The 18,748-nt window shown below is 66.3% G+C and carries 23 protein-coding genes; 12 read left to right on the top strand and 11 right to left on the bottom strand.

Annotated features, from left to right (window positions below; genetic code table 11):
- Positions 1–60: 60 nt before the first annotated feature.
- The gene (locus tag N5J29_RS00700; protein WP_065174465.1) at positions 61–453 is read right to left on the bottom strand and encodes a DoxX family protein; all 393 of its coding nucleotides are present in this window, start codon (positions 451–453) and stop codon (positions 61–63) included.
- Between the two features lie 183 nt (positions 454–636).
- On the opposite strand from N5J29_RS00700, the gene N5J29_RS00705 reads away from it, so the two are divergent.
- The gene (locus tag N5J29_RS00705; RefSeq protein WP_164151279.1) at positions 637–1,044 is read left to right on the top strand and encodes a hypothetical protein; all 408 of its coding nucleotides are present in this window, start codon (positions 637–639) and stop codon (positions 1,042–1,044) included.
- A gap of 52 nt (positions 1,045–1,096) precedes the next feature.
- Here the strand turns inward: N5J29_RS00705 and N5J29_RS00710 are convergent, their stop codons facing one another.
- From N5J29_RS00710 to N5J29_RS00730, 5 genes are all read right to left on the bottom strand, one after another.
- Positions 1,097–1,852: an SDR family NAD(P)-dependent oxidoreductase gene (locus N5J29_RS00710; RefSeq protein WP_053517143.1), complete on the bottom strand. Its 756-nt coding sequence runs from the start codon at positions 1,850–1,852 to the stop codon at positions 1,097–1,099.
- 251 nt (positions 1,853–2,103) lie between these two features.
- Positions 2,104–2,745 carry a glutathione S-transferase family protein gene (locus N5J29_RS00715; protein WP_065181604.1) on the bottom strand — a complete coding sequence of 214 codons (642 nt, stop codon included), beginning with the start codon at positions 2,743–2,745 and terminating at the stop codon, positions 2,104–2,106.
- Between the two features lie 74 nt (positions 2,746–2,819).
- Positions 2,820–3,392 carry an isochorismatase family cysteine hydrolase gene (locus N5J29_RS00720; protein ID WP_065174468.1) on the bottom strand — a complete coding sequence of 191 codons (573 nt, stop codon included), beginning with the start codon at positions 3,390–3,392 and terminating at the stop codon, positions 2,820–2,822.
- Between the two features lie 3 nt (positions 3,393–3,395).
- Positions 3,396–4,034 (bottom strand): DUF6766 family protein, encoded by a 639-nt coding sequence (locus N5J29_RS00725; protein WP_164151277.1) that lies wholly within the window; start codon positions 4,032–4,034, stop codon positions 3,396–3,398.
- Between the two features lie 99 nt (positions 4,035–4,133).
- Positions 4,134–4,328 carry a hypothetical protein gene (locus tag N5J29_RS00730; RefSeq protein ID WP_053517152.1) on the bottom strand — a complete coding sequence of 65 codons (195 nt, stop codon included), beginning with the start codon at positions 4,326–4,328 and terminating at the stop codon, positions 4,134–4,136.
- 157 nt (positions 4,329–4,485) lie between these two features.
- On the opposite strand from N5J29_RS00730, the gene N5J29_RS00735 reads away from it, so the two are divergent.
- The 3 genes from N5J29_RS00735 (at position 4,486) to N5J29_RS00745 (ending at position 6,703) form a co-directional block, all read left to right on the top strand.
- Positions 4,486–5,649: a zinc-dependent alcohol dehydrogenase gene (locus N5J29_RS00735; RefSeq protein ID WP_065174470.1), complete on the top strand. Its 1,164-nt coding sequence runs from the start codon at positions 4,486–4,488 to the stop codon at positions 5,647–5,649.
- Positions 5,650–5,656: 7 nt separating this feature from the next.
- Positions 5,657–6,151: a hypothetical protein gene (locus tag N5J29_RS00740; protein ID WP_065181605.1), complete on the top strand. Its 495-nt coding sequence runs from the start codon at positions 5,657–5,659 to the stop codon at positions 6,149–6,151.
- A 123-nt stretch (positions 6,152–6,274) separates the two neighbouring features.
- Positions 6,275–6,703 (top strand): BLUF domain-containing protein, encoded by a 429-nt coding sequence (locus N5J29_RS00745; protein WP_053517158.1) that lies wholly within the window; start codon positions 6,275–6,277, stop codon positions 6,701–6,703.
- A gap of 42 nt (positions 6,704–6,745) precedes the next feature.
- Here the strand turns inward: N5J29_RS00745 and N5J29_RS00750 are convergent, their stop codons facing one another.
- The gene (locus N5J29_RS00750) at positions 6,746–7,138 is read right to left on the bottom strand and encodes a response regulator (RefSeq protein ID WP_053517160.1); all 393 of its coding nucleotides are present in this window, start codon (positions 7,136–7,138) and stop codon (positions 6,746–6,748) included.
- Between the two features lie 191 nt (positions 7,139–7,329).
- On the opposite strand from N5J29_RS00750, the gene N5J29_RS00755 reads away from it, so the two are divergent.
- The 4 genes from N5J29_RS00755 (at position 7,330) to N5J29_RS00770 (ending at position 10,901) form a co-directional block, all read left to right on the top strand.
- The gene (locus N5J29_RS00755) at positions 7,330–7,668 is read left to right on the top strand and encodes a hypothetical protein (RefSeq protein ID WP_239519770.1); all 339 of its coding nucleotides are present in this window, start codon (positions 7,330–7,332) and stop codon (positions 7,666–7,668) included.
- Between the two features lie 164 nt (positions 7,669–7,832).
- Positions 7,833–8,354 carry a ferritin-like domain-containing protein gene (locus N5J29_RS00760; protein WP_053517162.1) on the top strand — a complete coding sequence of 174 codons (522 nt, stop codon included), beginning with the start codon at positions 7,833–7,835 and terminating at the stop codon, positions 8,352–8,354.
- A 30-nt stretch (positions 8,355–8,384) separates the two neighbouring features.
- The gene (locus tag N5J29_RS00765) at positions 8,385–9,293 is read left to right on the top strand and encodes a manganese catalase family protein (protein ID WP_074899883.1); all 909 of its coding nucleotides are present in this window, start codon (positions 8,385–8,387) and stop codon (positions 9,291–9,293) included.
- A gap of 120 nt (positions 9,294–9,413) precedes the next feature.
- A complete protein-coding gene (locus tag N5J29_RS00770; RefSeq protein WP_164151275.1) occupies positions 9,414–10,901 on the top strand; it encodes an FAD-dependent oxidoreductase in 1,488 nt (495 codons plus the stop codon).
- Between the two features lie 58 nt (positions 10,902–10,959).
- On the opposite strand, the gene N5J29_RS00775 is transcribed toward N5J29_RS00770, so the two are convergent.
- A complete protein-coding gene (locus tag N5J29_RS00775; RefSeq protein ID WP_053517166.1) occupies positions 10,960–11,274 on the bottom strand; it encodes a KGG domain-containing protein in 315 nt (104 codons plus the stop codon).
- Positions 11,275–11,509: 235 nt separating this feature from the next.
- Here N5J29_RS00775 and N5J29_RS00780 point away from each other — a divergent pair, with 235 nt between their 5' ends.
- The 3 genes from N5J29_RS00780 to N5J29_RS00790 are packed head-to-tail and all read left to right on the top strand — an operon-like array spanning position 11,510 to position 13,504.
- Positions 11,510–11,983, top strand: a complete 474-nt coding sequence (locus N5J29_RS00780; protein WP_164151273.1) for a BLUF domain-containing protein — start codon at positions 11,510–11,512, stop codon at positions 11,981–11,983.
- Positions 11,980–12,750, top strand: coding sequence for a DUF72 domain-containing protein (locus N5J29_RS00785; RefSeq protein WP_164151271.1), 771 nt, complete (start codon positions 11,980–11,982; stop codon positions 12,748–12,750). The genes N5J29_RS00780 and N5J29_RS00785 overlap by 4 nt, the downstream gene beginning before the upstream one ends.
- A complete protein-coding gene (locus N5J29_RS00790) occupies positions 12,743–13,504 on the top strand; it encodes a DNA-formamidopyrimidine glycosylase family protein (protein WP_164151269.1) in 762 nt (253 codons plus the stop codon). The genes N5J29_RS00785 and N5J29_RS00790 overlap by 8 nt, the downstream gene beginning before the upstream one ends.
- Here the strand turns inward: N5J29_RS00790 and N5J29_RS00795 are convergent, their stop codons facing one another.
- Both N5J29_RS00795 and N5J29_RS00800 read right to left on the bottom strand, forming a co-directional pair.
- Positions 13,505–13,783: a hypothetical protein gene (locus tag N5J29_RS00795; protein ID WP_053517173.1), complete on the bottom strand. Its 279-nt coding sequence runs from the start codon at positions 13,781–13,783 to the stop codon at positions 13,505–13,507.
- A 50-nt stretch (positions 13,784–13,833) separates the two neighbouring features.
- Complete coding sequence (locus N5J29_RS00800; protein WP_065181611.1) at positions 13,834–14,331, bottom strand: ferritin-like domain-containing protein; 498 nt, start codon at positions 14,329–14,331, stop codon at positions 13,834–13,836.
- Between the two features lie 458 nt (positions 14,332–14,789).
- Here N5J29_RS00800 and N5J29_RS00805 point away from each other — a divergent pair, with 458 nt between their 5' ends.
- Entirely contained in the window at positions 14,790–15,242 is a 453-nt protein-coding gene (locus N5J29_RS00805) for a PA2169 family four-helix-bundle protein (protein WP_053517176.1), read from the top strand.
- A gap of 83 nt (positions 15,243–15,325) precedes the next feature.
- On the opposite strand, the gene N5J29_RS00810 is transcribed toward N5J29_RS00805, so the two are convergent.
- Complete coding sequence (locus N5J29_RS00810; RefSeq protein WP_164151267.1) at positions 15,326–18,679, bottom strand: autotransporter serine protease; 3,354 nt, start codon at positions 18,677–18,679, stop codon at positions 15,326–15,328.
- Between the last annotated feature and the right edge of the window lie 69 nt (positions 18,680–18,748).

The raw sequence follows: 18,748 nt of genomic DNA on the forward strand, positions 1-18,748 counted from the left end.
GGGAGCGGTGAAAAACGACACGCTGCCACCCCCGTCAGCCTCAGATGGACGAGGGTGCCCTCATCCGCGACGCCGGCGACCATCGATGCTGTAGCGGCCGGCGCCGGTGCAGGCCAGCAGAATGAAGCCACCGGCGATGCCCATGTTCTTCAGGAACATGATCTGCTGGGTGGGATCGTTGAACTGGTGATGGAAGATGAAGGCGGTCACCAGGCTGAAGGCGGCCAGGACCGCGGCGACCAGACGGGTCTGGAAGCCCAGCAGGATGCACAGGCCGGTAATGATCTCGAATGCGATGGTCGGCCACAGCAGGATGCCGGGCACGCCCATCGTCTCCATGTAGCTCTGTGTGCCGGCCAGGTTGCCGAGTTTGCCAAGGCCGGAGACCAGGAACAGCAGCATCAGCAGTACGCGTGCAACGAGGATGGCAAGGGGAGGCGATGAGTGGTTCACGTCGATATCCTCAGGCGGAGACAGGCAGGGTGGCCGTGCGCGAGGGCACAGGAGATGGGCCGATCGGACTCCAGAGCCGGTGAAGCCCGCGTTGAGAGCATTGCGGGCACAGGGCTGCGGGGTGGGGTCATACGGCGCGTTTCACGCTACCCTGCGCGGGTCCGGCGACGAAGGAGGCACAGGATGGCAGACGATGGCGGCATGACGATTCCAGCGAAGACCCTGTACATCGCAGGCGCCGTGGCTGTGCTGGTGAGCCTGCTGGCGTGGTCGGTGGAGTGGAGCGGGCTGGCCTACGTCTGTCCCTATTGCCGTGTGCAGCGCACGGTCATCGGCGTGCTGGGGGTGCTGACCCTGTTCGCGCGGCCCGGCGGCATCGTCGTGCCCTGGCTCTCCTTCTCCGCGGGAGGCTTCGCGTTCGTGGTGGCGGCGATGCAGCACTTCAACGGCTGGAAGCGCATTTCCTCAGGCAGCTTCAGCTTCAACGCGCAGTGGTACATCGACCCGTGGTTGCTGTCGGGATGCGCGATGCTGATCCTGGTCGCGCAGTTGATGCTGGTGCAGACGGCCTGCCGGCGCAGCGCGCGCTGAAGCCACCGCCGGCGTCTGCCGGCGGCGGCCTCCATTGCATTCCGTGCCTGCGCTAGGCTGGATTCATCAGTGCGAAGAGCGTGTCGTAGGTGCCATCGCGTTCGGCCCAGCGTCGCGCCTGGTCCGGCTCCAGCAGCAGCTCACCCCGCGGGTGGTCCCCGCGCTCGAGCTTTAGCAGAACCTGCTGCACGTACTCCTGCACGGGCATCGCGCGCGGGTCGGTCGCCTGCGCCTCACCCGTCAGTCCGGTCTGCACGTACGGGGGCGACAGTTCCAGCACCTCCACCGGCAGATGGCGAAGCTGATGACGCAGCGATACCAGCCACGAATGCAGGAACGCCTTGCTGGCGCAGTAGGTCGGGAAGCTGGCCAGTGGCAGGAAGGCGAGCGCAGAACCGGTGGCCATCAAGGTGGCGCTGCGTTGTTGTGTCAGCAACGGCAGGAACGTGGCCACGGTGCGGAGCACCCCCAGGATGTTGGTGTCGATGATGGCTTCGGCATCGAAGTCGTCCCAGTGGCCGCTGGCCAGGTTTTCCGGGCGGGAGATGCCCGCGTTGGCGATGAGCACGTTGAGGCCGGGGAAGCGGGCATGGACGATCTCGGCCAGGTCCGCCAGTGATGCAGGATCGCCCAGCTCCAGCGGCAGGGCGACGAGGCCCGGGCGCTGCTCGCCGATCGCCTGCAGCAGTGCCCGGTCGCGGCCGGTGATGATGACCTGGTTGCCGCGGTCGTGCAGCGCCTCGGCCAATGCACGGCCGATGCCGCGGCTGCCGCCGGTGATGAGGATGGTGTTGCCGGTGAGGTTCATGGGAGTGCCTTTCCAGAGGGTCTTGGGAAAGGCCACGGCGTGATGCATCCACTCCCGTAGGAGCGAAGGGCAGGGCAGTACCGTGGCGCCTGTCGCCCGGGTTTCCTCTGCTGAGGCCCTCCCGGCTGTGGGCGCGTTGGATGACGATAACGCCTGCGGCAGCGCCGTTGCGGGGCTGCGGCGCAGACTGTAGGCGCAGCCTGATGAGGCGTCAACCGTGTCGGCGCATCGGGGTCCCGCCCGATGCAGGGCTACCGGCTCTGGAAGACCGCCCGCTGGGCGGCGAATGCGCGCTGGTAGGCAGGGCGTTCCGTGGCCCGCGCCAGGTAGGCGGCCAGCGTCGGATACCCGCCGATCATGCCGCTGCTTTGAAGACGCAGCAGCACCGCCACCATCATCAGGTCGCCAACGCTGAATTCGTCCTCCAGCCAGGTCCTGTCGCCCAACCATGCCGACAGCTGGGACAGCCGTGCGTGCACGCGCTCGTCCAGCATCACCTGCCGCTGCGCATACCAGGGCTGCTCGCGTTCCAGCAGCCATGCCATGGATCGCTCGACGATGGGCGGCTCGACGGTGTTCAGCGCAGCGAACATCCACATGATCGCGCGCATGCGGGCGCTGTCCCCGGCCGGCAGCAGGCCGCGATGGCGCTCGGCCAGGTGCAGCAGGATCGCGCCGGATTCGAACAGCACCCGCTCGCCTTCCTGGTAGGTGGGGATCTGCCCGAAGGGGTGGCGCGCCAGATGGGCCGGCTGCTTCATCTCGGCAAAGGACAGCAGCTGGACGTCATAGGCCACGCCCAGTTCTTCCAGTGCCCAGCGCACGCGCATGTCGCGGGCCAGGCCCTGGCCGCGATCGGGCGAGGTGGCGAAGGCAGTGAGGATCGGGGTCATCGGAGGTGCTCCGGCCGGCGGGAGGCCTGCCTTCCCTGTTTCGACGAGCGGCAGGACCGGAAATCGACGGTTGCTCAGCGCTGCGCTCGCCGCGGCGAGGACAGCAGCCCGGCAACCGTCTCGATCCGTGCGGCGCCTGAACGCTCCAGCGTCTGCAGTGCCACTCTCCTGCGTGCTGGCAGCGCCGCGGTGGCATCAGCCACCACGGTTACTTCGAACTCCCGCGCGTTGGCATCCAGCGCGGTCGCCAGCACGCAGGAATCGGTCGCCATGCCGGTGAGCCACAGGTGGCGGACCCCCAGTTTGGCCAGCAGGATCGGCAGGGGCGTGGCGAGGAACGCCGAGTGCTTCGGTTTGAGCACGAAATAGTGGTGAGGGGCCGGCGCCAACATATCCGCGATGCGCGCGGCACTGCCACCGTCCCGTCTGCACTGCTCCACCTGCTGACGGAAATCCCGTTGCCAGTCGGAGAAGTTGTCGTTGGCATGGATCACCGGCCAGCGGCGGGCATCGCAATGGTCACGCACCCTGCGGATGCGGGTCGCGGCCCGCTCCGCCAGGGGCGCCAGCGCGCCAGCGTCGGGAAAATCGAAGCGGCTGAACATGTCGATGACCAGCAGTGCGGTCGTGGCATTCCGGCGTGGCATGGCTCAGTCTCCGGTCTGCGCATGCGGCGCCTGCACGGGCTTGGACTGCGGGGAATCCTTCTGCCGCAGGAAGATGGTCAGCACGACCAGCGCCAGTACCGCCAGGAATTCGCTCTGCCAGTTCTGCATGGACTCGAACCAGAACGTGCTGCTGGTCAGATGCTGCAGGAAGGACGGTGGGGGAAGCCCCTGCAACTGCTGTTCAACCTGTTCCGCCTTCCAGCTGCCGACGGCATGCAGACTGAAGCTGACCAGGAAGAGCAGTCCGAAAGCGATCGCCAGTGAATGTCCATAGAGCGTCTTCCATATACCGCCACGCAGCACCGGCCAGGGTGTCGGGCCGGGCTCGATCCGTGCGTGTTCCTGTGCAGGGTCAAGTGGGCGCGATTCCGCAGAGCCGCGCTGGCGCAGGCTGACGGTGAGCAGCACGTACATGCCCATCTGCAGGAACTCGCTTTCCCAGTTCTCGAAGGTGGCACTGATGAAGTGGCCGCTGGCCAGGTAATGCCACAGATCCAGCGGCGCGCGGCCGTGATGGACCAGCTCCTCGTTGTGCACCTGCAGTCCTGACAGTGCCTGGCCGGCAATGAACAGCAGGGTCAGAGCCAGCAGAACCAGTGACAGACCGTTCCGCTTCCACATGCAGCACCTCGCCATGCAGATCCTATGGGGATGCGGTGAGCTTGCGTGGCCGGTCAAGAAACATCCGTGAATCCCGCGCATGCGGTCCGTGAGGCGGACTCAGCGATGGCGCTTTCCGGTGGGGTCCGGATCGAGCCGTTCATAGTCATCCGGGCGCGCCTTGGGGCCATCGCCATCGTCGGGCATGTCGTGCTCCTTCCATCTGGCGTTGTCGTTGCGGCGCTTGTCGGGTGTATGTGCCTTGGCCTGGTCATCGACATCGACGGTGGGGTTGAACGGCAGCTTGTTGCTCATGGCAGTCTTCCCGTGGACGGTGGATGGAGGCTTCAGCGTGCACGCGTGAGGGTTAACGCAATGGCGCAGTCGAATGAACATCCCGCACACCGTGCGGTCACTCTGCCCGCAGGGGGCGGGCTGCGATCCTGCAGGTCCGTTCCCTTGGAGAAGCACGATGCAGGCACTGACCTATCACGGCCGCAGGGATGTGCGTGTCGAGACAGTTCCCGATCCGGTGCTGGCGCAGGATGACGATCTCATCCTGCGCGTGACCGCGACGGCCATCTGTGGCTCGGACCTGCACCTGTATCGCGGAAAGATCCCGGACCTGCATGATGGCGATGTGCTCGGCCATGAATTCATGGGCATCGTGGAAGAGGTCGGCAGCGCCGTTACCCAGGTGCGCGCCGGTGACCGCGTGGTGATCCCGTTCGTGATCGCCTGCGGTGAGTGCTTCCATTGCCGCCTGGCCGAGTATGCCGCCTGCGAGACCACCAATCCCGGCAAGGGGGCGGCGCTCAACCAGAAAGGCCTGCTGCCTCCTGCAGCGCTGTTCGGCTACAGCCACCTGTACGGGGGCGTGGCCGGGGGGCAGGCTGAATTTGTCCGCGTGCCCAAGGCCAACATCGGCCCGCTGCGGATTCCGGACGGTGTGGCGGACGAGCAGGTCCTGTTCCTGTCCGACATCCTGCCCACCGGCTACCAGGCTGCACTCAACGCGGGCATCAGGCCGGGCTCGACCGTGGCCATCTTCGGGGCGGGTCCAGTCGGCCTGATGAGCGCAGCATGCTGCCGCCTGCTGGGTGCGGAAACCATCTTCATGGTCGACCATCTGTCCTACCGGCTGGACTATGCACGGGATGCCTACGGCGTCATTCCGATCGATTTCAGGGATATTCCGGATCCTGCCGATTACATCCTCAGCCAGACCAGTGGCCGGGGCGTGGATGCCTGCATCGAGGCCGTCGGATTCGAGGCCGAAGGCAGTGCACTGGAAACAGCGCTGACGACCGTCAAGCTGGAAGGCAGCAGTGGCGTGGCGATCCGGCAGTGCATCGCGGCCGCGCGACGGGGCGGCGTGATCAGCATTCCCGGCGTCTATGCCGGTTTCATCCACGGCTTCCTGCTCGGCGATGCTTTTGACAAGGGCCTGACCTTCAAGATGGGACAGACGCATGTGCAGGGCCTGATGCCGGAACTGCTGGATGCCATCATGGAGGGCCGCCTCGACCCGGGCGACATCATCTCCCACCGCATGCGGCTGGCCGACGCCGCACAGGGCTACGCGATGTTCGATGCCAAGGACGATGACTGCCGCAAAATCGTGCTTACGCCGTGAGGGCAGCATGAGCGCCTCGGCCATGATGGTCCTGTACGTGCTGTGGCTTGCCGCAGGCACGCTGGACTTCCATTTTCATCGCCGCACCGATCTGCCCCACACCTCGGGCCTGCGCGAGAGCACGCTGCATGGGGTGCAGCTGGGGCTTGTGGGGACTGGTGTGCTGGCCTGGTTGCTGCTGGCCGATACGCGGGCGCTGGCGGTGTTGCTTGCCGTGCTGGCGGCCGCCCATGCGATCGCGGGGTATCTCGATACCGCCAGCGCGGATGGCCGGCGACGCATTAGTCCGGCCGAGCAGCATGTGCACAGCGTGCTGGATGTGGCACCGTGGCTGTTCGTGCTTTGGGTAGCCCATCACGCTGAACCGGCGTGGGCACTGCAATGGCGCCCGGCGCCGGCGCAGGACTGGGTGCTCACGCTGCTGCCGGCGATGGTGGTTGCGTTGTCATGGCTGTGGGAACTGCGGCACTGCCTGCGCGCAGACCGGTCTCTTTCGCGATGACCGCGTTGCGGCCGCCGACACGAGTATGAATGCAGCGGAGTGTGACCGGGTCACGGTACGTGTATACAGGCGCTGAACGGGAAGCACGATAGGCTCGATGTTTGTGGGAGCAGGAGCCGGATTGTGCCGAACAGAGCCATCGTCTACATCAGTGAGGCCAGCGAGGGTTTCACGGCCGGGAAGCTGGAATCCCTGATGGCCGACGCCGCGCGTTTCAATCGAGGCGCGGGTGTAACCGGTGTGCTGCTGTTTGATGGGCAGCGGTTCCTGCAGTACATGGAAGGCCCACCGGATGGACTGGAGGTGGCCTACTCACGGGTGACGGGTGCCAGCAGCCATGGTGGCATCATCGAGTTGGCCCACGGTCGAGTCGGTCAGCGCCGGTTGCCGTTCTGGCCAATGCGATGCCTGCATACAGAGTCTGACATCCTGCGGGACATCGCCCGGGCGGACTGGACCAGCTTCATCCTGCGCGCTGCCGACGGTCACGAGGATGCAACGGCGATGGAGCGGCTGCTTGCCGTGGTCGAGCCCTACGCCCGCGCGGCCTGAGCCGTCGTCGGCGGCGCGCGTTTCGCTGCTGCACGATCTGGTTCAGCGCTGGCCTCCCGCCGCCGTATCGCTGCAGAGCGTCTGACGGACAGCGCGTTGCAGGCCCTCGATGTGGAACGGCTTGGCGACGAAGGGGGCACGCCGGTGGCGCGCAGGTACCAGCTGGTCGTACACCGCAGAGACGAACAGGTAGGGAATCTTCAGTTCGGCCAGGCGGTCGGCTACCGGAAACACCACGCCATCGCGCAGTTCCACATCCAGTACCGCGCCATCGAACCGTTGACGGTCCAGCAGGCCGAGGGCATCAAACACGCTGTAGGCATGGGTGACGTGGTCGCCACTGTCCTCAAGTGCCTGTTCCATCAGTGCCGCCAGATCGAACTGGTCCTCCACCAGAAGCAGATTGCAGGGAGGCTGGCCGGTCGTGCGAGGCATGAGGTAGGTCTATAGAGCCGTGGGGACGACAGTGTCCGCCGCAGGCCATCAAGGCGATGCGGAGATGATGTGGTGTCGACGCGAAGCCGCGCGTGCCGTGCAGGCAGCGTGCACGGATGGGCCGGCGACGTTGACGATGCCTTGGCGATCACTGTGGATACTGCCGCCGTCCCCGCACGAGGAGTCGCCCAATGAACGCTTCCGGACCCCTGTCTGCGCCCCAGGTGCTGCGCGTGGAAAGCATGCCGCTCGCCTGCGGTGGGACGGCAGTCGTCGTCGAACTTGACGGGGTGCCCTCCCGCGCCTGGATGAAGTCGCTGAAGCGGGCACTGCTGTTGGCAGACGGTCTCGACGGCGCACAGGCCAAGTTCGATGGCCGCTTCGTCTACGTGGTGGGCGTGGAGGTCACGCAGCGTCGAGCCGAGCATCGGGTCATGCAGGTGCTGTCCGCTGCGGAGGGCCGGCCGGCCGCTGCCGCGCGCACGTACACGATGCCGCCTGCGGCTCCCTCATCCGTGCTGCAGGCCTGAGCGCGCATCGGCGGCAATGGACAGCACGAGGCAAGGGTGTTAGCGCGGCATCGGCGTCATGTTGACGCGCCATTGGAAACCGCTCACGCATGACCACGTGCAGCTGATCGACACGCCTTCAGCATGATCCGCGGTGGCATGTTGCCCCGCACCGGAGTGTCGTGATGTCCGAGAAGACTACGGCTCGCAGCGAGCGCCTGCTGAAGTGGTTGCAGGACGCCTACGCAATGGAGCAGGAAGCCGAGACCATGATGAAGGCCATGGCCTCGCGTATCGAGAACTATCCCGCGCTGGCTGCGCGTATCGCCCAGCACGTTCAGGAGACCCAGCAGCAGGCTGCATCGCTGCGCCAGTGCATTGAATCACTGGGTGGCAGCGTGCCCACGGCCAAGGGCGTGTTCGCCAGCCTGACGGCCGCCATCCACGCGGCCGGAAACAGCCTGATGGAGGATGAGGTCGTGAAGGGTCTGGGTCTGTCCTTTGGTTTCGAGAATACCGAGATCGCCACGTACCGCGCCCTGATCATCGCCGCCGAGCGTGCCGGCGCTGCCGACATCGCTGCCGTGTGCGGGCAGATCCTGCAGGAGGAGGTTGCCATGGCACGCTGGCTGGAAGATCACCAGGACGGCCTGGTCGGTGCCTTCCTCAACCGCGATGAAACCCCCGGTGCTGAAGCCAAGCGCTAGGACAGGGCGTGCCCGCTACTGGAGATTGCCATGTTTTTCCACCACAAAAAATTGATGTACACCGTACGCGTGCGTGCGTCGAACCCGCAGCTGGCCACGCTGATGCTGGAGCAGTTCGGCGGCCCGCAGGGCGAGCTGGCGGCGGCCATGCGCTACTTCACCCAGGGACTGGCGGAGTGTGATCCCGGGCGCAAGGATCTGCTGATGGACATTGCCACGGAAGAGATCAGCCACCTGGAAATCATCGGCACCATCATCGCGCTGTTGAACCGCGGGCCCAAGGCGATACAGTCCGAGGCGCTGGCAGAGGCCGAGGACATGCGGCTGCTGGGGCAGAACAGCACCAGCCACACAGAGCAGATCCTCTACGGTGCCGGTCCTGCGCTGGTGAACTCCAGCGGGGTGCCGTGGACTGCCGCCTACATCGATACGATCGGTGACCCCAGTGCCGACCTGCGCTCCAACATCGCCGCCGAGGCCCGCGCCAAGCTGGTCTATGAGCGCCTGATCAATGTCACCGACGATCCCGGCATCAAGGATGCACTGCGCTTCCTGATGACCCGCGAGGTGGCGCACATGAAGTCATTCGAGAAGGCGCTGCACAGCATCCAGCCCAACTTCCCGCCCGGCAAGCTGCCGGGTGACCCGGCCTACACGGATCTGTACATGGACCTGTCGCAGGGCGAAGGATCGGAGGGATTGCAGGGCAGCTGGAACAGCGGCGAGCTCTGGGAGCGCGTTGACGACCGCGATGCGCAGATGGCCCTGGATGGCGGCGACGGCAGCGCCTCGGTGGAACTGGACACACGTGAGCAGGCTGCCGTGCAGGCGATGACAGTGCGCACGATGTCTGATCCGGAGGCGAGGCCGGTGACCGGTGCCGAGCTGGGTGCCGGACCCGGCTCGGGCGCGCTGGACCTTCCGGCCCGCGAGCCATGATGCGGCGGTGGGCGCGGCACGCTGTACCGCGTGCATGGCCGACGGATCGTACACAGCAAGGCCACCGCCGCTTCACCCCCTGATCGCCATAAACGGTTCTCCGGAGGGAGACGAGTGACCATGAACGACCCGCGCCCACGCACCAGCCTGTGGCTGGAGATGATGCAGAGCCATCCCTGTCCGCCGGCACAGGGCGATCTGCGCACGCAGGTGCTGGTGGTGGGCGCGGGCATGACGGGCCTGCTGACTGCAGCCCGGCTTGCCGATTGCGGGTTGGACGTCGTGGTGGTGGACGCGGGACGCATTGCTTCGCGTAATACGGGTCTGTCGACGGGCAATCTGTATGCACCGGTTTCGAACATGGCGGATCTGGTCGCGCGCTGGGGAGGCGATGTCGTGTCCCGCGTGGTGCGGTGGCGCGCCCAGGCGATCCGTGCGATCGAACTGCTGGTCAGACGATACGACCTGCGTTGCGGTTTCGACCGGGTCCCGATGCAGTACGGAGTCCAGGGCCGGGACCGGCAGGCGACACTGCAGTTCGAGAGGGAGCTGCAGGCGTACACCTGCGCCGGCCTGCCGTGCCGGCATCGGCAGCACGGACTTCCGTTCACGCTGGGCCACGCCTTCACGCTCGAGGGGCAGGCGCAGTTCGACCCAGCTGCGTTCTGCGCTGGACTTGCCATGCGATTGTCAGGCCGCGTCCGGATCCATGAGCACACCGCGTTGACCGCGCTCGATCCCGAGGCGGGTATCGCCAGCACACGGCATGGCTCGATCCACGCCGACCATTTCGTACTCGCTACCCACTCACCTGCGGGCTTCAATCTCGTACAGGCAGAGATGGAGTGCTATCGCGAATACGCGGTGGCCGCGCCCGTCTCCGGGCCGCCCGCCGCCGGTATTCACTGGATTGCGGACCGGCACCGCTCCCTGCGGCGTGCGACCGGGCCGGACGGCGCGCCCTGGCTGGTGATGGTGGGTGAATCGCACCGCGTCGGAGAGACCCCCGCCACAGATCCCTGCGCAGCCCTCGAGGCGGATCTGCAGCACCATTTCGCTGTGTCAGGCCCATCCGTGAGCTGGTCGGCGCAGCAGTTCCGGCCGGCAGACCGGCTGCCCTTCATCGGCAACAGTGCCCATGACAACGTCTGGATAGCCTCCGGTTACGGTGCTGACGGCCTGACCTGGGCAGGTGTGGCGGCGCATGCCATCTGCGAGGGCATCCAGGGTGTGCAGACCGATGCGGCGCGATTGTTCAGTCCCATGCGGTTCACACCGCTGCGTTCGATTGCCGGATGGGCCCGCTGCAACGCGACCGTCGCCAAGCATATGATCGCGGACCGGATGCGGGCGACACACATGCGCACGGCGAACATCGCGCCAGGCGAGGGCGTGGTCGTCCAGGTGGGCGGCGATCATCTGGCCGTGCATCGCGACGACGCGGGCGATGTGCATGTGATGTCAGCGGTATGCCCGCATCTGAAGTGCCTGGTGCAGTGGAATGGGCTGGAGCGCAGCTGGGACTGCCCTTGTCACGGAAGCCGCTTCAGCGCGACCGGCGCATTGCTGGAAGGTCCGGCCCGGACGGGACTGGAGCCGCGCCGCTGATGTGAAGATGGGCGGGAACGTTGCCCGCCCATCCGCTGTTGCATCCGGTCACGACCGATCAGCGCTGCTGGCCGCCACGGTTATTGCCGCCGCGTTGCTGCTGTTGCTGTTGCTGACCGTCGCCCCGGTTTCCGCCGCCGCGGCTCGCCTGCCCGCCCTCGCGACCGATGTCGGCCATGTGCTGACGATCCTGGCTTACGGATTCGCCGCCCTTGCGGCCGGCTTCACGGGCTTCCTCCGGGCTGAACTCGTGTGCGTTGCCCGACTCATGCGCAGCGCGTCCGCCCTTGGCAGCGATGTCGCGCTGCTTGTCCTCGTCCATCGAAGCGAAGCCTCGGTTGCTGTTGCCCTGGTTCTGATTCTGGTTGGCCATGGAATGTCTCCAGTGTTGAGCCGTCGTATTGACGGCACCGACCATCATCCACATCCGCCGCTAGCCGGCGGTGCTTCATGCGGCAACACGACGTCGTCCGCGCTTGCCGTATTCCTCATGCCATCACCACGAGCGCACAGCCGGCCCCGCACTTGAACGCGGCTTGCACGCCGGAATCACCGCACCTTCGGTAGCAAGGACTAAGGTAGAGACCCCTGCAATCACCGGTGCCCCCATGCCTCTGCGTGCCATTGCCTATGCGAGCGAAGCCGTTGCCTCATTGAGCGCGGAACGGCTGCGCGGTCTCGTCAACGACGCGGTGGCATTCAATGAAGCAGCGGACATCACCGGCGTGCTTCTGTTCGATGGTCATCGCTTCCTTCAGTATCTGGAGGGGCCACAGCAGGGCGTGGACGCCGCGTGGCGGCGCATCCTCGACAGCAGCAGCCATCACAGTGTGGTCGAGCTCAACCGCGGTCGTATCGGTCGCCGCCAGTTCTCGCACTGGCGGATGGGTTGGCTGCAGGTGGAGCACACGGCACTCGGCAGGGTGGCCCTGTCCGACTGGACCGGGTTCGTGCGCAGCACGGCCAGCGGAATTCCGACCAGCGCGCTGGACAGGCTGCAGCTGTTGACGGCGCCTCTCCTGCGAGCCGATCAGGGCGGACCGATGATGCAGGCTGCGCCTGCTGATGGGAACGGGTCATGAGCGCTGGGCTGGAACCGCACCCTGCCGGAACGCGGATACGCATCGGTTGCGCAGGATGGTCCCTGTCGGCGGCGGATCGCTCCAGCTTCGGTGGAGGTGACAGTCTGCTGCAGCGCTACGCCACGCGCCTTTCCCTGGTCGAGATCAACTCCTCGTTCTATCGCCCGCACCTGCCCCAGACCTATCGGCGCTGGGCCGCTTCCGTTCCGGACGATTTCCGCTTCACGGTGAAGATGCCGCGTTCCATCTCGCACGAGCAGCGGCTGCGCGGTGCCGGCCCGCTGCTCGACCCGTTCCTGGCTGCGGTGGAAGAACTCGGCAGCCGGTTGGGTGCGCTGCTGTTGCAGTTGCCTCCCAGCCTGGCGTACGAGCCGCAGCACGTCGAACCGTTTCTGCACGATCTGCGTCGGCGCACGCGCAGGCCGGTGGCGTGCGAGCCTCGACATCCGTCCTGGTTCAGTGCCGAGGTGGATGCGCTGCTGGCGGTCAATGACATCGCGCGCGTGGCGGCGGACCCGGCGCGGGTCGCGCAGGCGGGCGAGCCGGGCGGGGCCCGCGGCTGGAGCTATTGGCGATGGCACGGCCAGCCGGATATCTATCGCAGCGCTTATGACGAGACCACACTGGCACGGCTGGCCGGGCTGCTCGGGGACCGCGCGCGTGCCGGCCATTGCGCCTGGATGATCCTGGACAACACGGCGCAGGGCCATGCGGTCAGCAATGCACTGCGATTGCAGGCACTGCTCGGAGAACACGGCCATGCCTGAAGGCCCTTCCATCGTGCTGCTGCGCGAGGCCGCCGAGATGTTCACCGGCCAGATACTGCGACATGTCGGGGGCAACAGCCGGATTGACCTGTCCATGCTTGCAGGGCAGCGCGTACGATCCGTGCGCAGTTGGGGGAAGCACTTCCTGCTGGAGTTCGGCACGCATACCTTGTGGATCCATCTGATGCTATTCGGCAGCTGGCGTATCGATGAGCGCAAGCCTTCGCCTCCGCGCGTATCGCTGAGGTTCGATGCCGGCGAACTGAACCTCTATGCCTGTTCGGTCAAACTCATCGACGGCCCGTTGGAAGAAGCCTACGACTGGCGCACCGATGTGATGAGCGATGCGTGGGACCCCCGGCTCGCGCGCCGCCGCCTGAAAGCGATGCCTGACGTCCTGGTGTGCGACGCACTGCTGGACCAGAACGTTTTTGCCGGCGTTGGCAACATCATCAAGAACGAAGTGCTGTTCCGGATCGGCGTACACCCGGCCACGCGTGTGGGTGACCTGCCGCCGCGCAGGCTGGGATCACTGATCCGCGAAGCCAGGACCTACAGCTACGAGTTTCTGGAATGGAAGCGTCGCCACGAGCTCAAGAGGCACTGGCAGGTGCATGCCAAACGCAGCTGTCCGCGATGTGGCGGCCCCGTCAGCAAGCAGTATCTGGGCAGAACCCGGCGACGCAGCTTTTTCTGTCCCCGCGATCAGGTCCTGTTCGGCGATCCCGGGCCGGCCGGTATCCGCCAGCGGTGATCAACAGGGGGGAGGGAGGGGGGCCTGCCTCTGGCGATGCCGCGCCAACACCTGCCCAAGCAGAGCCGTCGCCAACAGAAGCAGATTGGTCACCACGAAGACGCTGCTGCCCAGCATCAGGCTGTAGAGGGTGAACAGCGCCGAGGCCACCATCTGGCCTGCGAACAACCATCGTGAAAGTGTCTCGGGATGTGGCGAACGCCACTGCTTGACCATCTGCCTGAGCAAGGTGGCGACCAGCACAAGGGTCGCCATCCAGCCGATGATATCCGGATGCATCGGGATCTCCTGTTGCCGCCGCCGTCCCTGGCGGCGTATCGCAGTGGAACTCAGGCGGCCTGTGCTGCCTTGGCGTTGCCACCCCCCTTGGCCAGCAGGGTCAACTTCTCGTCGGTCGACTTTTCTTCGGCCAGTGTTTCCAGCAGCAGGGGGAGCGCGTCCTTGTAGCCCAGCTGCTTGGCCAGCGCGGCGATGGTGCCGTACGACGCAATCTCGTAGTGCTCGACTTTCTGGGCGCCACCGATCAGTGCGGCATCACGCACCGGTCCCTTGTCGATGCTGTCGATGACTTCCTTGCCTTCCTCCACCAGCCCTTCCATCGCTGCACACTTGATGCGCTTGAGACGGATGCCCAGCGTCTCGACCACCTGGTCGATCCGCTCGATCTGGCCCTGGGTTTCCTCCAGATGGGTTTCGAAGGCGGCGGCGAGATCCGGATTCTCGGCCGCACGGGCAAGGCGGGGCAGGGCTTTGGTCAGCTGCTTCTCGGCGCTGTAGATGTCCGAAAGTTCGTGGATGAACAGGTCTTCGGCAGTCTTGATGGCCATGTGCGGCTCCAGTCGGGAAGGAATGATGACCCTAGCGGGCCCGGCGTTGATGCCCGGCGTACATGCGGTGAGCGCGATATCGCTGTCCACCGGCATGGTCCATGCAGGGCCCTCACATGTGCACGCGCGATGCACATGGCGTGCACGTGCCGACGCTGGCGTATGCATCAGGCTGCCATCGTCCGCATCGACAGGAGAAGACACGATGAACACGCCAGGAAAACCGACGCCGAGCTGGCGACAAGGGAAGGTGCTGCTGGGAGTGCTGGCCGCCGTGCTGGTGATTACCGGGATCATCCTTTTCGTGCCCTGGTAGCGGCGGTCAGGCCGCGTTGAGCGACGTGATGCATGCATCAAACGACGCTCACCCCGGGGCCACATTCCTTTGTCCAAGGTAGTGATGCAGGCAACGCACGCCGTTGTCCGTTCCCAACGAATCTGAACTTCAGGAGCAGAACATGAGCACCCAGTCCACCATCGAACATCGTCTCAACGACCTGATCGAGATCGCACGCGACGGCAAGTCGTTCTACGAAGAGGCGGCCACGAAGGTGAAGGATGCCGAGCTGGCGGCACTGTTCACCCGCATTGCCGGCGTCAAGGGCCGCATCGTGTCGGCACTCAGTGGCGCGGTTGCGGCCACCGGTGGCAAGCCCGCAGAGCACGGCACCCTGGTCGGCTCGATGCAGCAGTTCTACGGCAAGGTGCGCGCAGCGTTCGGCGACACCAACTATGGCTACGTGGCCGAGCTGGAAGAATCGGAAGACCGCCTGCTGGCAGCTTTCAAGGACGCGCTGAAGGATGAGGGCCTGCCGCCGGCGGTACGCCAGGAAGTGACCCAACTGCTGCCGGAAGTGCAGGAATGCCACAACGTGATGCGTGCGCGGAAGCACGCGATGAAGGCAGCCTGATCGCGCGGGCTGCATTCTCCGGAGAAAAAAAGGGGCGGCCCCAGGCCGCCCCAATGCTCTTCAGCAGGTAAGTTGAACGTGGATCAGAAGCGCACGGACCAGCGCGCCGTGGCGCCATGGTCACGGCTCTCGCTGCCGAACTGGCCGCTGTAGCCCAGCTCCAGCGACTGCCGCGGGGTCAGCCACGCGGACAGCCCCAGCTCGGCCACGACAGCGCTGTCGGCGATCGGCGCTCCGCTGACGGCGAACGCGCCGCCACCGTTGGCGAAGGCGAGGTTGGCCACCTGGCTGCGGTCGCCGGAGGCCCGGCGATAACCCACCGCGCCACGCAGGTGCAGCCAGCTGTCCTGCTGGAAGGATGCCTTCAGACCCTTGTCGAAGCGCAGCCCGGCGGTCGCCACGGTAGTACGGGTGTCTTCCACTTCGCCCTGCAGTGCGGCGGCGCCGCCCCGCTCGTTGATGCGCTTCAGGTCCACTTCGACGCGGGCAACCTGCAGGTAGGGCTCCAGGCCGCCTTCATCAGAGCCGAAACGGTAGCCGGCTTCGAGGAAAGCCTGGCGGGTACGGGCGTCATAACGGCCGGTGAGCGTGTCGCTGAATCCTGCGAACGCCAGCTCGCGGGTGCTCTCTGCCTCGTGCTTGCTCCAGGCCACGCCACCGCGCAGACCGAAGCCGCCCCAGCTGTGGCTGGCGTAGGCACCGAAGTGGGTGTTGTCGATCTTCGACTTGGCACGGCGGTCGCGTTGCTTGACGTCGGTACGGCCGGTGCCGGCCAGTACGCCGGCCTGCCAGCCATCGAACTCGCGGTCGATACCGACCAGCAGGCCGTTGCTGTTGGCATCCGTGCGCGCGGTTTCGACATCGCCATCGAGCTTGCCGTTGCCGCCGATCGCCTGTACCCACGCACCGGTCGCGTCGCCGGTGCTGCCCGGCGACGCATTGCCCGCACGCCGCGACAAGGCTGCATCACGCACGTAGCGGCTGCTCTCGACCAGCACCAGCGGCGTGGCGGCATGCAGCTCGCCGCTCAGGCCGTCCAGCGCGGGGCCGACCTGGGCGGGGAACAGCTGGGTCAGCGGGCGGGGCAGCCCTTGGTTGATCGCCAGGCCATCGGCTACGCCAGCGACGGCGCGCTGGTTGCGCGTGGTGGCCGCGGTGGCCAGCAGCGCACCCCGGGCCACGTCGATGCGCGCACCATTGGCGCTGTAGGCCAGGCTGAACTGCAGGAACGGCGAGAATGCACTGAAGTCGGTACGGGCGAACTGACCGTTGATGCCACCGTCGGCGCGCAGGATGTTGAACTGCTCACCCAGGTAGTACACGCCCGGTTCGGGCAGCGCGACCAGCGTGCCGCCCAGCGTGGCGGTGCCGGTGACGTGCAGCTGGTCGCTGCGGCCTCCCGGCGCCAGTTCAGACGCGAACACACCGGTGGCGCCCTGCACGTAGTCACCGTTGACGGTCAGCGTGCCGATCGAATTGCCCGGCGCGATGATGCCGTCGACCCGGGTGGTGCCCAGGGTGCCGACACCCTTCAGCAGGCCATTGGCGCCTACGGTGGTATTACCGCCGGTCTGCGTACCGTTGAAGGAGATCACGCCGCCATCGACCACCAGGTTGCTGTGGTCCAGCACGCCGCCGGCGCTGATCGTGCTGACGCCGCCGGTGGTGTTCAGGGCGGTGGAGACCAGCGAGCCGTTGAGCAGGAACTGGCCGCCCTTCACCTCCACTGCCGAGGTGAGCGTGTTGGCGCCATTCAATTCCAGGACGCCATCGTTCACCACCGCACCGTTGAAGCTGTTGTCGCCGCTCAGGCGCAGCCAGCCGATGCCGGACTTGGTCAGCTTGCCGGGGCCACCGATGTCGTTGGTCCAGTCATCCCAGGCCTCGCCTTCCCAGACCTTCAGTCCACCGGCCTTCTGGTTCATCACCACATCGGTGTCCACGCGCAGCGAGCCGAAGCCTTCGATGGCCTTGCGCAGGTCGACCATGCCCCAGCCGTAGATCTCATCGATGCCCGGATCGCCCAGATCGCGGGCGGTGGTCAGCAGCACGTCGCGGACCTGTGCGCTGTCCAGGTAGGGGAAGCGCTCAAACAGCAGCCCGAGAGCGCCGGTGATGTGCGGGGCCGCCATCGAGGTGCCCGTCTTCAGGCCGTAGGTGTACTCGGTGTTCTCGCTGTCGATGATCAGCCGCAGGTACTCGCTGGTTTCCTCGATGCGTCCCTGGATCTCACCGGAGACGATGGTGCTGGCGATGTCGGTGCCCGGGGCGGAGATGCACCAGTTGGCGGCGGCACCGCAGATGCTGGAGCTGTCGTCGAGCACATAGTCGGTTTCGCCATCGTCGGCGACCGGCTGGCGCACGTTGGCCACGGCCAGCCAGTAGGGTTCGATCTCCGGCTTCCAGCGCGGCAGGGCCGCAGTGATGCCCGCGACGGCCCCGCTGCCGTTGCCGGCCGACCACACCTGGATCAGGGTCGACCCGGGGGCAGCGTCGCTGCCTGCGTAGATGCTGCCGTAGACGTCGTAATCCGCGCCAATCGCGGCGTACTGGCGGTCGAGCGCCGCGGCACTCATGTTGCGGGTCGAGATGCCCCAGCTGTGGTTGATGGCGCGCACGCCCTGCGCCTGGACCTGCGCATACATGTCCAGTACGGCGTCGTCGTCCGGGTCGGTGCGGTACACCGCGCGGGGGCGATAGAAACCATCCGGATCCAGGCGCCACTCATAGTAGGTGTCACCGAACACGCGCGCTGCCGTCAGGTCGGCACCGAAGGCCACGCCATGCATGCCGGTGCCGTCGCGGTTGGCGCCGATGGTGCCCAGCACGTGGGTGCCATGATCGGCGTAGCTGAAGCCGTAGGGCAGGCCGGCGGCGATCAGGCGACCGGCGAGCGCCGCCGGCACCCCGGCACCGAGGCCGTAATAGTTGTAGCCGGGTTGTTCGCCGCGGGTCTGCGAGCAGGCCCCTTCGCCGGCGACGATCCCCGCCGTCGCGCAGTCCGGGCCGATGGTGATGCTGGTGGTGTTGCGGCCGGCGAATTCCGGGTGGGCCAGCGCCGAGCCGGAATCGAACAGCGCCAGGCGTACGCCCTGGCCGGTCAGGCCGCGGGCATAGGCATGGTCGGCCCCCATCGCGGCAAGGCCCCAGTCGGCATTGAACTCGTCGCTGTGCCAACTGGCGGCATCGCCCGCGTTGCCCAGGACCGGGGTGGACGTGGCCTGCGCCGAAGGACCAACGGTTGCGTCCGTCTGTGCATGGCCCGGCTGGGCCCACGCCGCCTGCAGCTGGCGCTGCTGCTGCCAGGCATCGAGTGAATCGGAGGCCATCGCCGGCAGGGCGGCTGCCAGTAGCAGGGAGCTGGCCACCGCGAGTGCCAGCGGGCGTTGCAAGGGGGAACGGGAGCGGGACGAACGGCCATGCAGCGGGTGATTCATCAGGCAAACTTCCTTGATTGACGGTCTACCCAGCCGCTAACTGTCCTGAATGCGTTTCACCCCCAGCGA

Source organism: Stenotrophomonas sp. GD03680 (genome assembly GCF_029844625.1).
In the GTDB taxonomy this organism is placed as follows: Bacteria; Pseudomonadota; Gammaproteobacteria; order Xanthomonadales; family Xanthomonadaceae; genus Stenotrophomonas; species Stenotrophomonas maltophilia_P.

Excerpts from the sequence above, each read along its gene's own strand:
- N5J29_RS00760 (WP_053517162.1), top strand. The coding sequence starts at position 7,833 with ATGTCCGAGAAGACTACGGCTCGCAGCGAGCGCCTGCTGAAGTGGTTG.
- N5J29_RS00750 (WP_053517160.1), bottom strand. The coding sequence starts at position 7,138 with ATGCCTCGCACGACCGGCCAGCCTCCCTGCAATCTGCTTCTGGTGGAG.
- N5J29_RS00790 (WP_164151269.1), top strand. The coding sequence starts at position 12,743 with ATGCCTGAAGGCCCTTCCATCGTGCTGCTGCGCGAGGCCGCCGAGATG.
- N5J29_RS00810 (WP_164151267.1), bottom strand. The coding sequence starts at position 18,679 with ATGAATCACCCGCTGCATGGCCGTTCGTCCCGCTCCCGTTCCCCCTTG.
- N5J29_RS00740 (WP_065181605.1), top strand. The coding sequence starts at position 5,657 with ATGAGCGCCTCGGCCATGATGGTCCTGTACGTGCTGTGGCTTGCCGCA.
- N5J29_RS00755 (WP_239519770.1), top strand. The coding sequence starts at position 7,330 with ATGAACGCTTCCGGACCCCTGTCTGCGCCCCAGGTGCTGCGCGTGGAA.
- N5J29_RS00735 (WP_065174470.1), top strand. The coding sequence starts at position 4,486 with ATGCAGGCACTGACCTATCACGGCCGCAGGGATGTGCGTGTCGAGACA.
- N5J29_RS00800 (WP_065181611.1), bottom strand. The coding sequence starts at position 14,331 with ATGGCCATCAAGACTGCCGAAGACCTGTTCATCCACGAACTTTCGGAC.
- N5J29_RS00765 (WP_074899883.1), top strand. The coding sequence starts at position 8,385 with ATGTTTTTCCACCACAAAAAATTGATGTACACCGTACGCGTGCGTGCG.
- N5J29_RS00805 (WP_053517176.1), top strand. The coding sequence starts at position 14,790 with ATGAGCACCCAGTCCACCATCGAACATCGTCTCAACGACCTGATCGAG.
- N5J29_RS00785 (WP_164151271.1), top strand. The coding sequence starts at position 11,980 with ATGAGCGCTGGGCTGGAACCGCACCCTGCCGGAACGCGGATACGCATC.
- N5J29_RS00705 (WP_164151279.1), top strand. The coding sequence starts at position 637 with ATGGCAGACGATGGCGGCATGACGATTCCAGCGAAGACCCTGTACATC.
- N5J29_RS00795 (WP_053517173.1), bottom strand. The coding sequence starts at position 13,783 with ATGCATCCGGATATCATCGGCTGGATGGCGACCCTTGTGCTGGTCGCC.
- N5J29_RS00775 (WP_053517166.1), bottom strand. The coding sequence starts at position 11,274 with ATGGCCAACCAGAATCAGAACCAGGGCAACAGCAACCGAGGCTTCGCT.
- N5J29_RS00720 (WP_065174468.1), bottom strand. The coding sequence starts at position 3,392 with ATGCCACGCCGGAATGCCACGACCGCACTGCTGGTCATCGACATGTTC.
- N5J29_RS00715 (WP_065181604.1), bottom strand. The coding sequence starts at position 2,745 with ATGACCCCGATCCTCACTGCCTTCGCCACCTCGCCCGATCGCGGCCAG.
- N5J29_RS00730 (WP_053517152.1), bottom strand. The coding sequence starts at position 4,328 with ATGAGCAACAAGCTGCCGTTCAACCCCACCGTCGATGTCGATGACCAG.
- N5J29_RS00710 (WP_053517143.1), bottom strand. The coding sequence starts at position 1,852 with ATGAACCTCACCGGCAACACCATCCTCATCACCGGCGGCAGCCGCGGC.
- N5J29_RS00770 (WP_164151275.1), top strand. The coding sequence starts at position 9,414 with ATGAACGACCCGCGCCCACGCACCAGCCTGTGGCTGGAGATGATGCAG.
- N5J29_RS00725 (WP_164151277.1), bottom strand. The coding sequence starts at position 4,034 with ATGTGGAAGCGGAACGGTCTGTCACTGGTTCTGCTGGCTCTGACCCTG.
- N5J29_RS00780 (WP_164151273.1), top strand. The coding sequence starts at position 11,510 with ATGCCTCTGCGTGCCATTGCCTATGCGAGCGAAGCCGTTGCCTCATTG.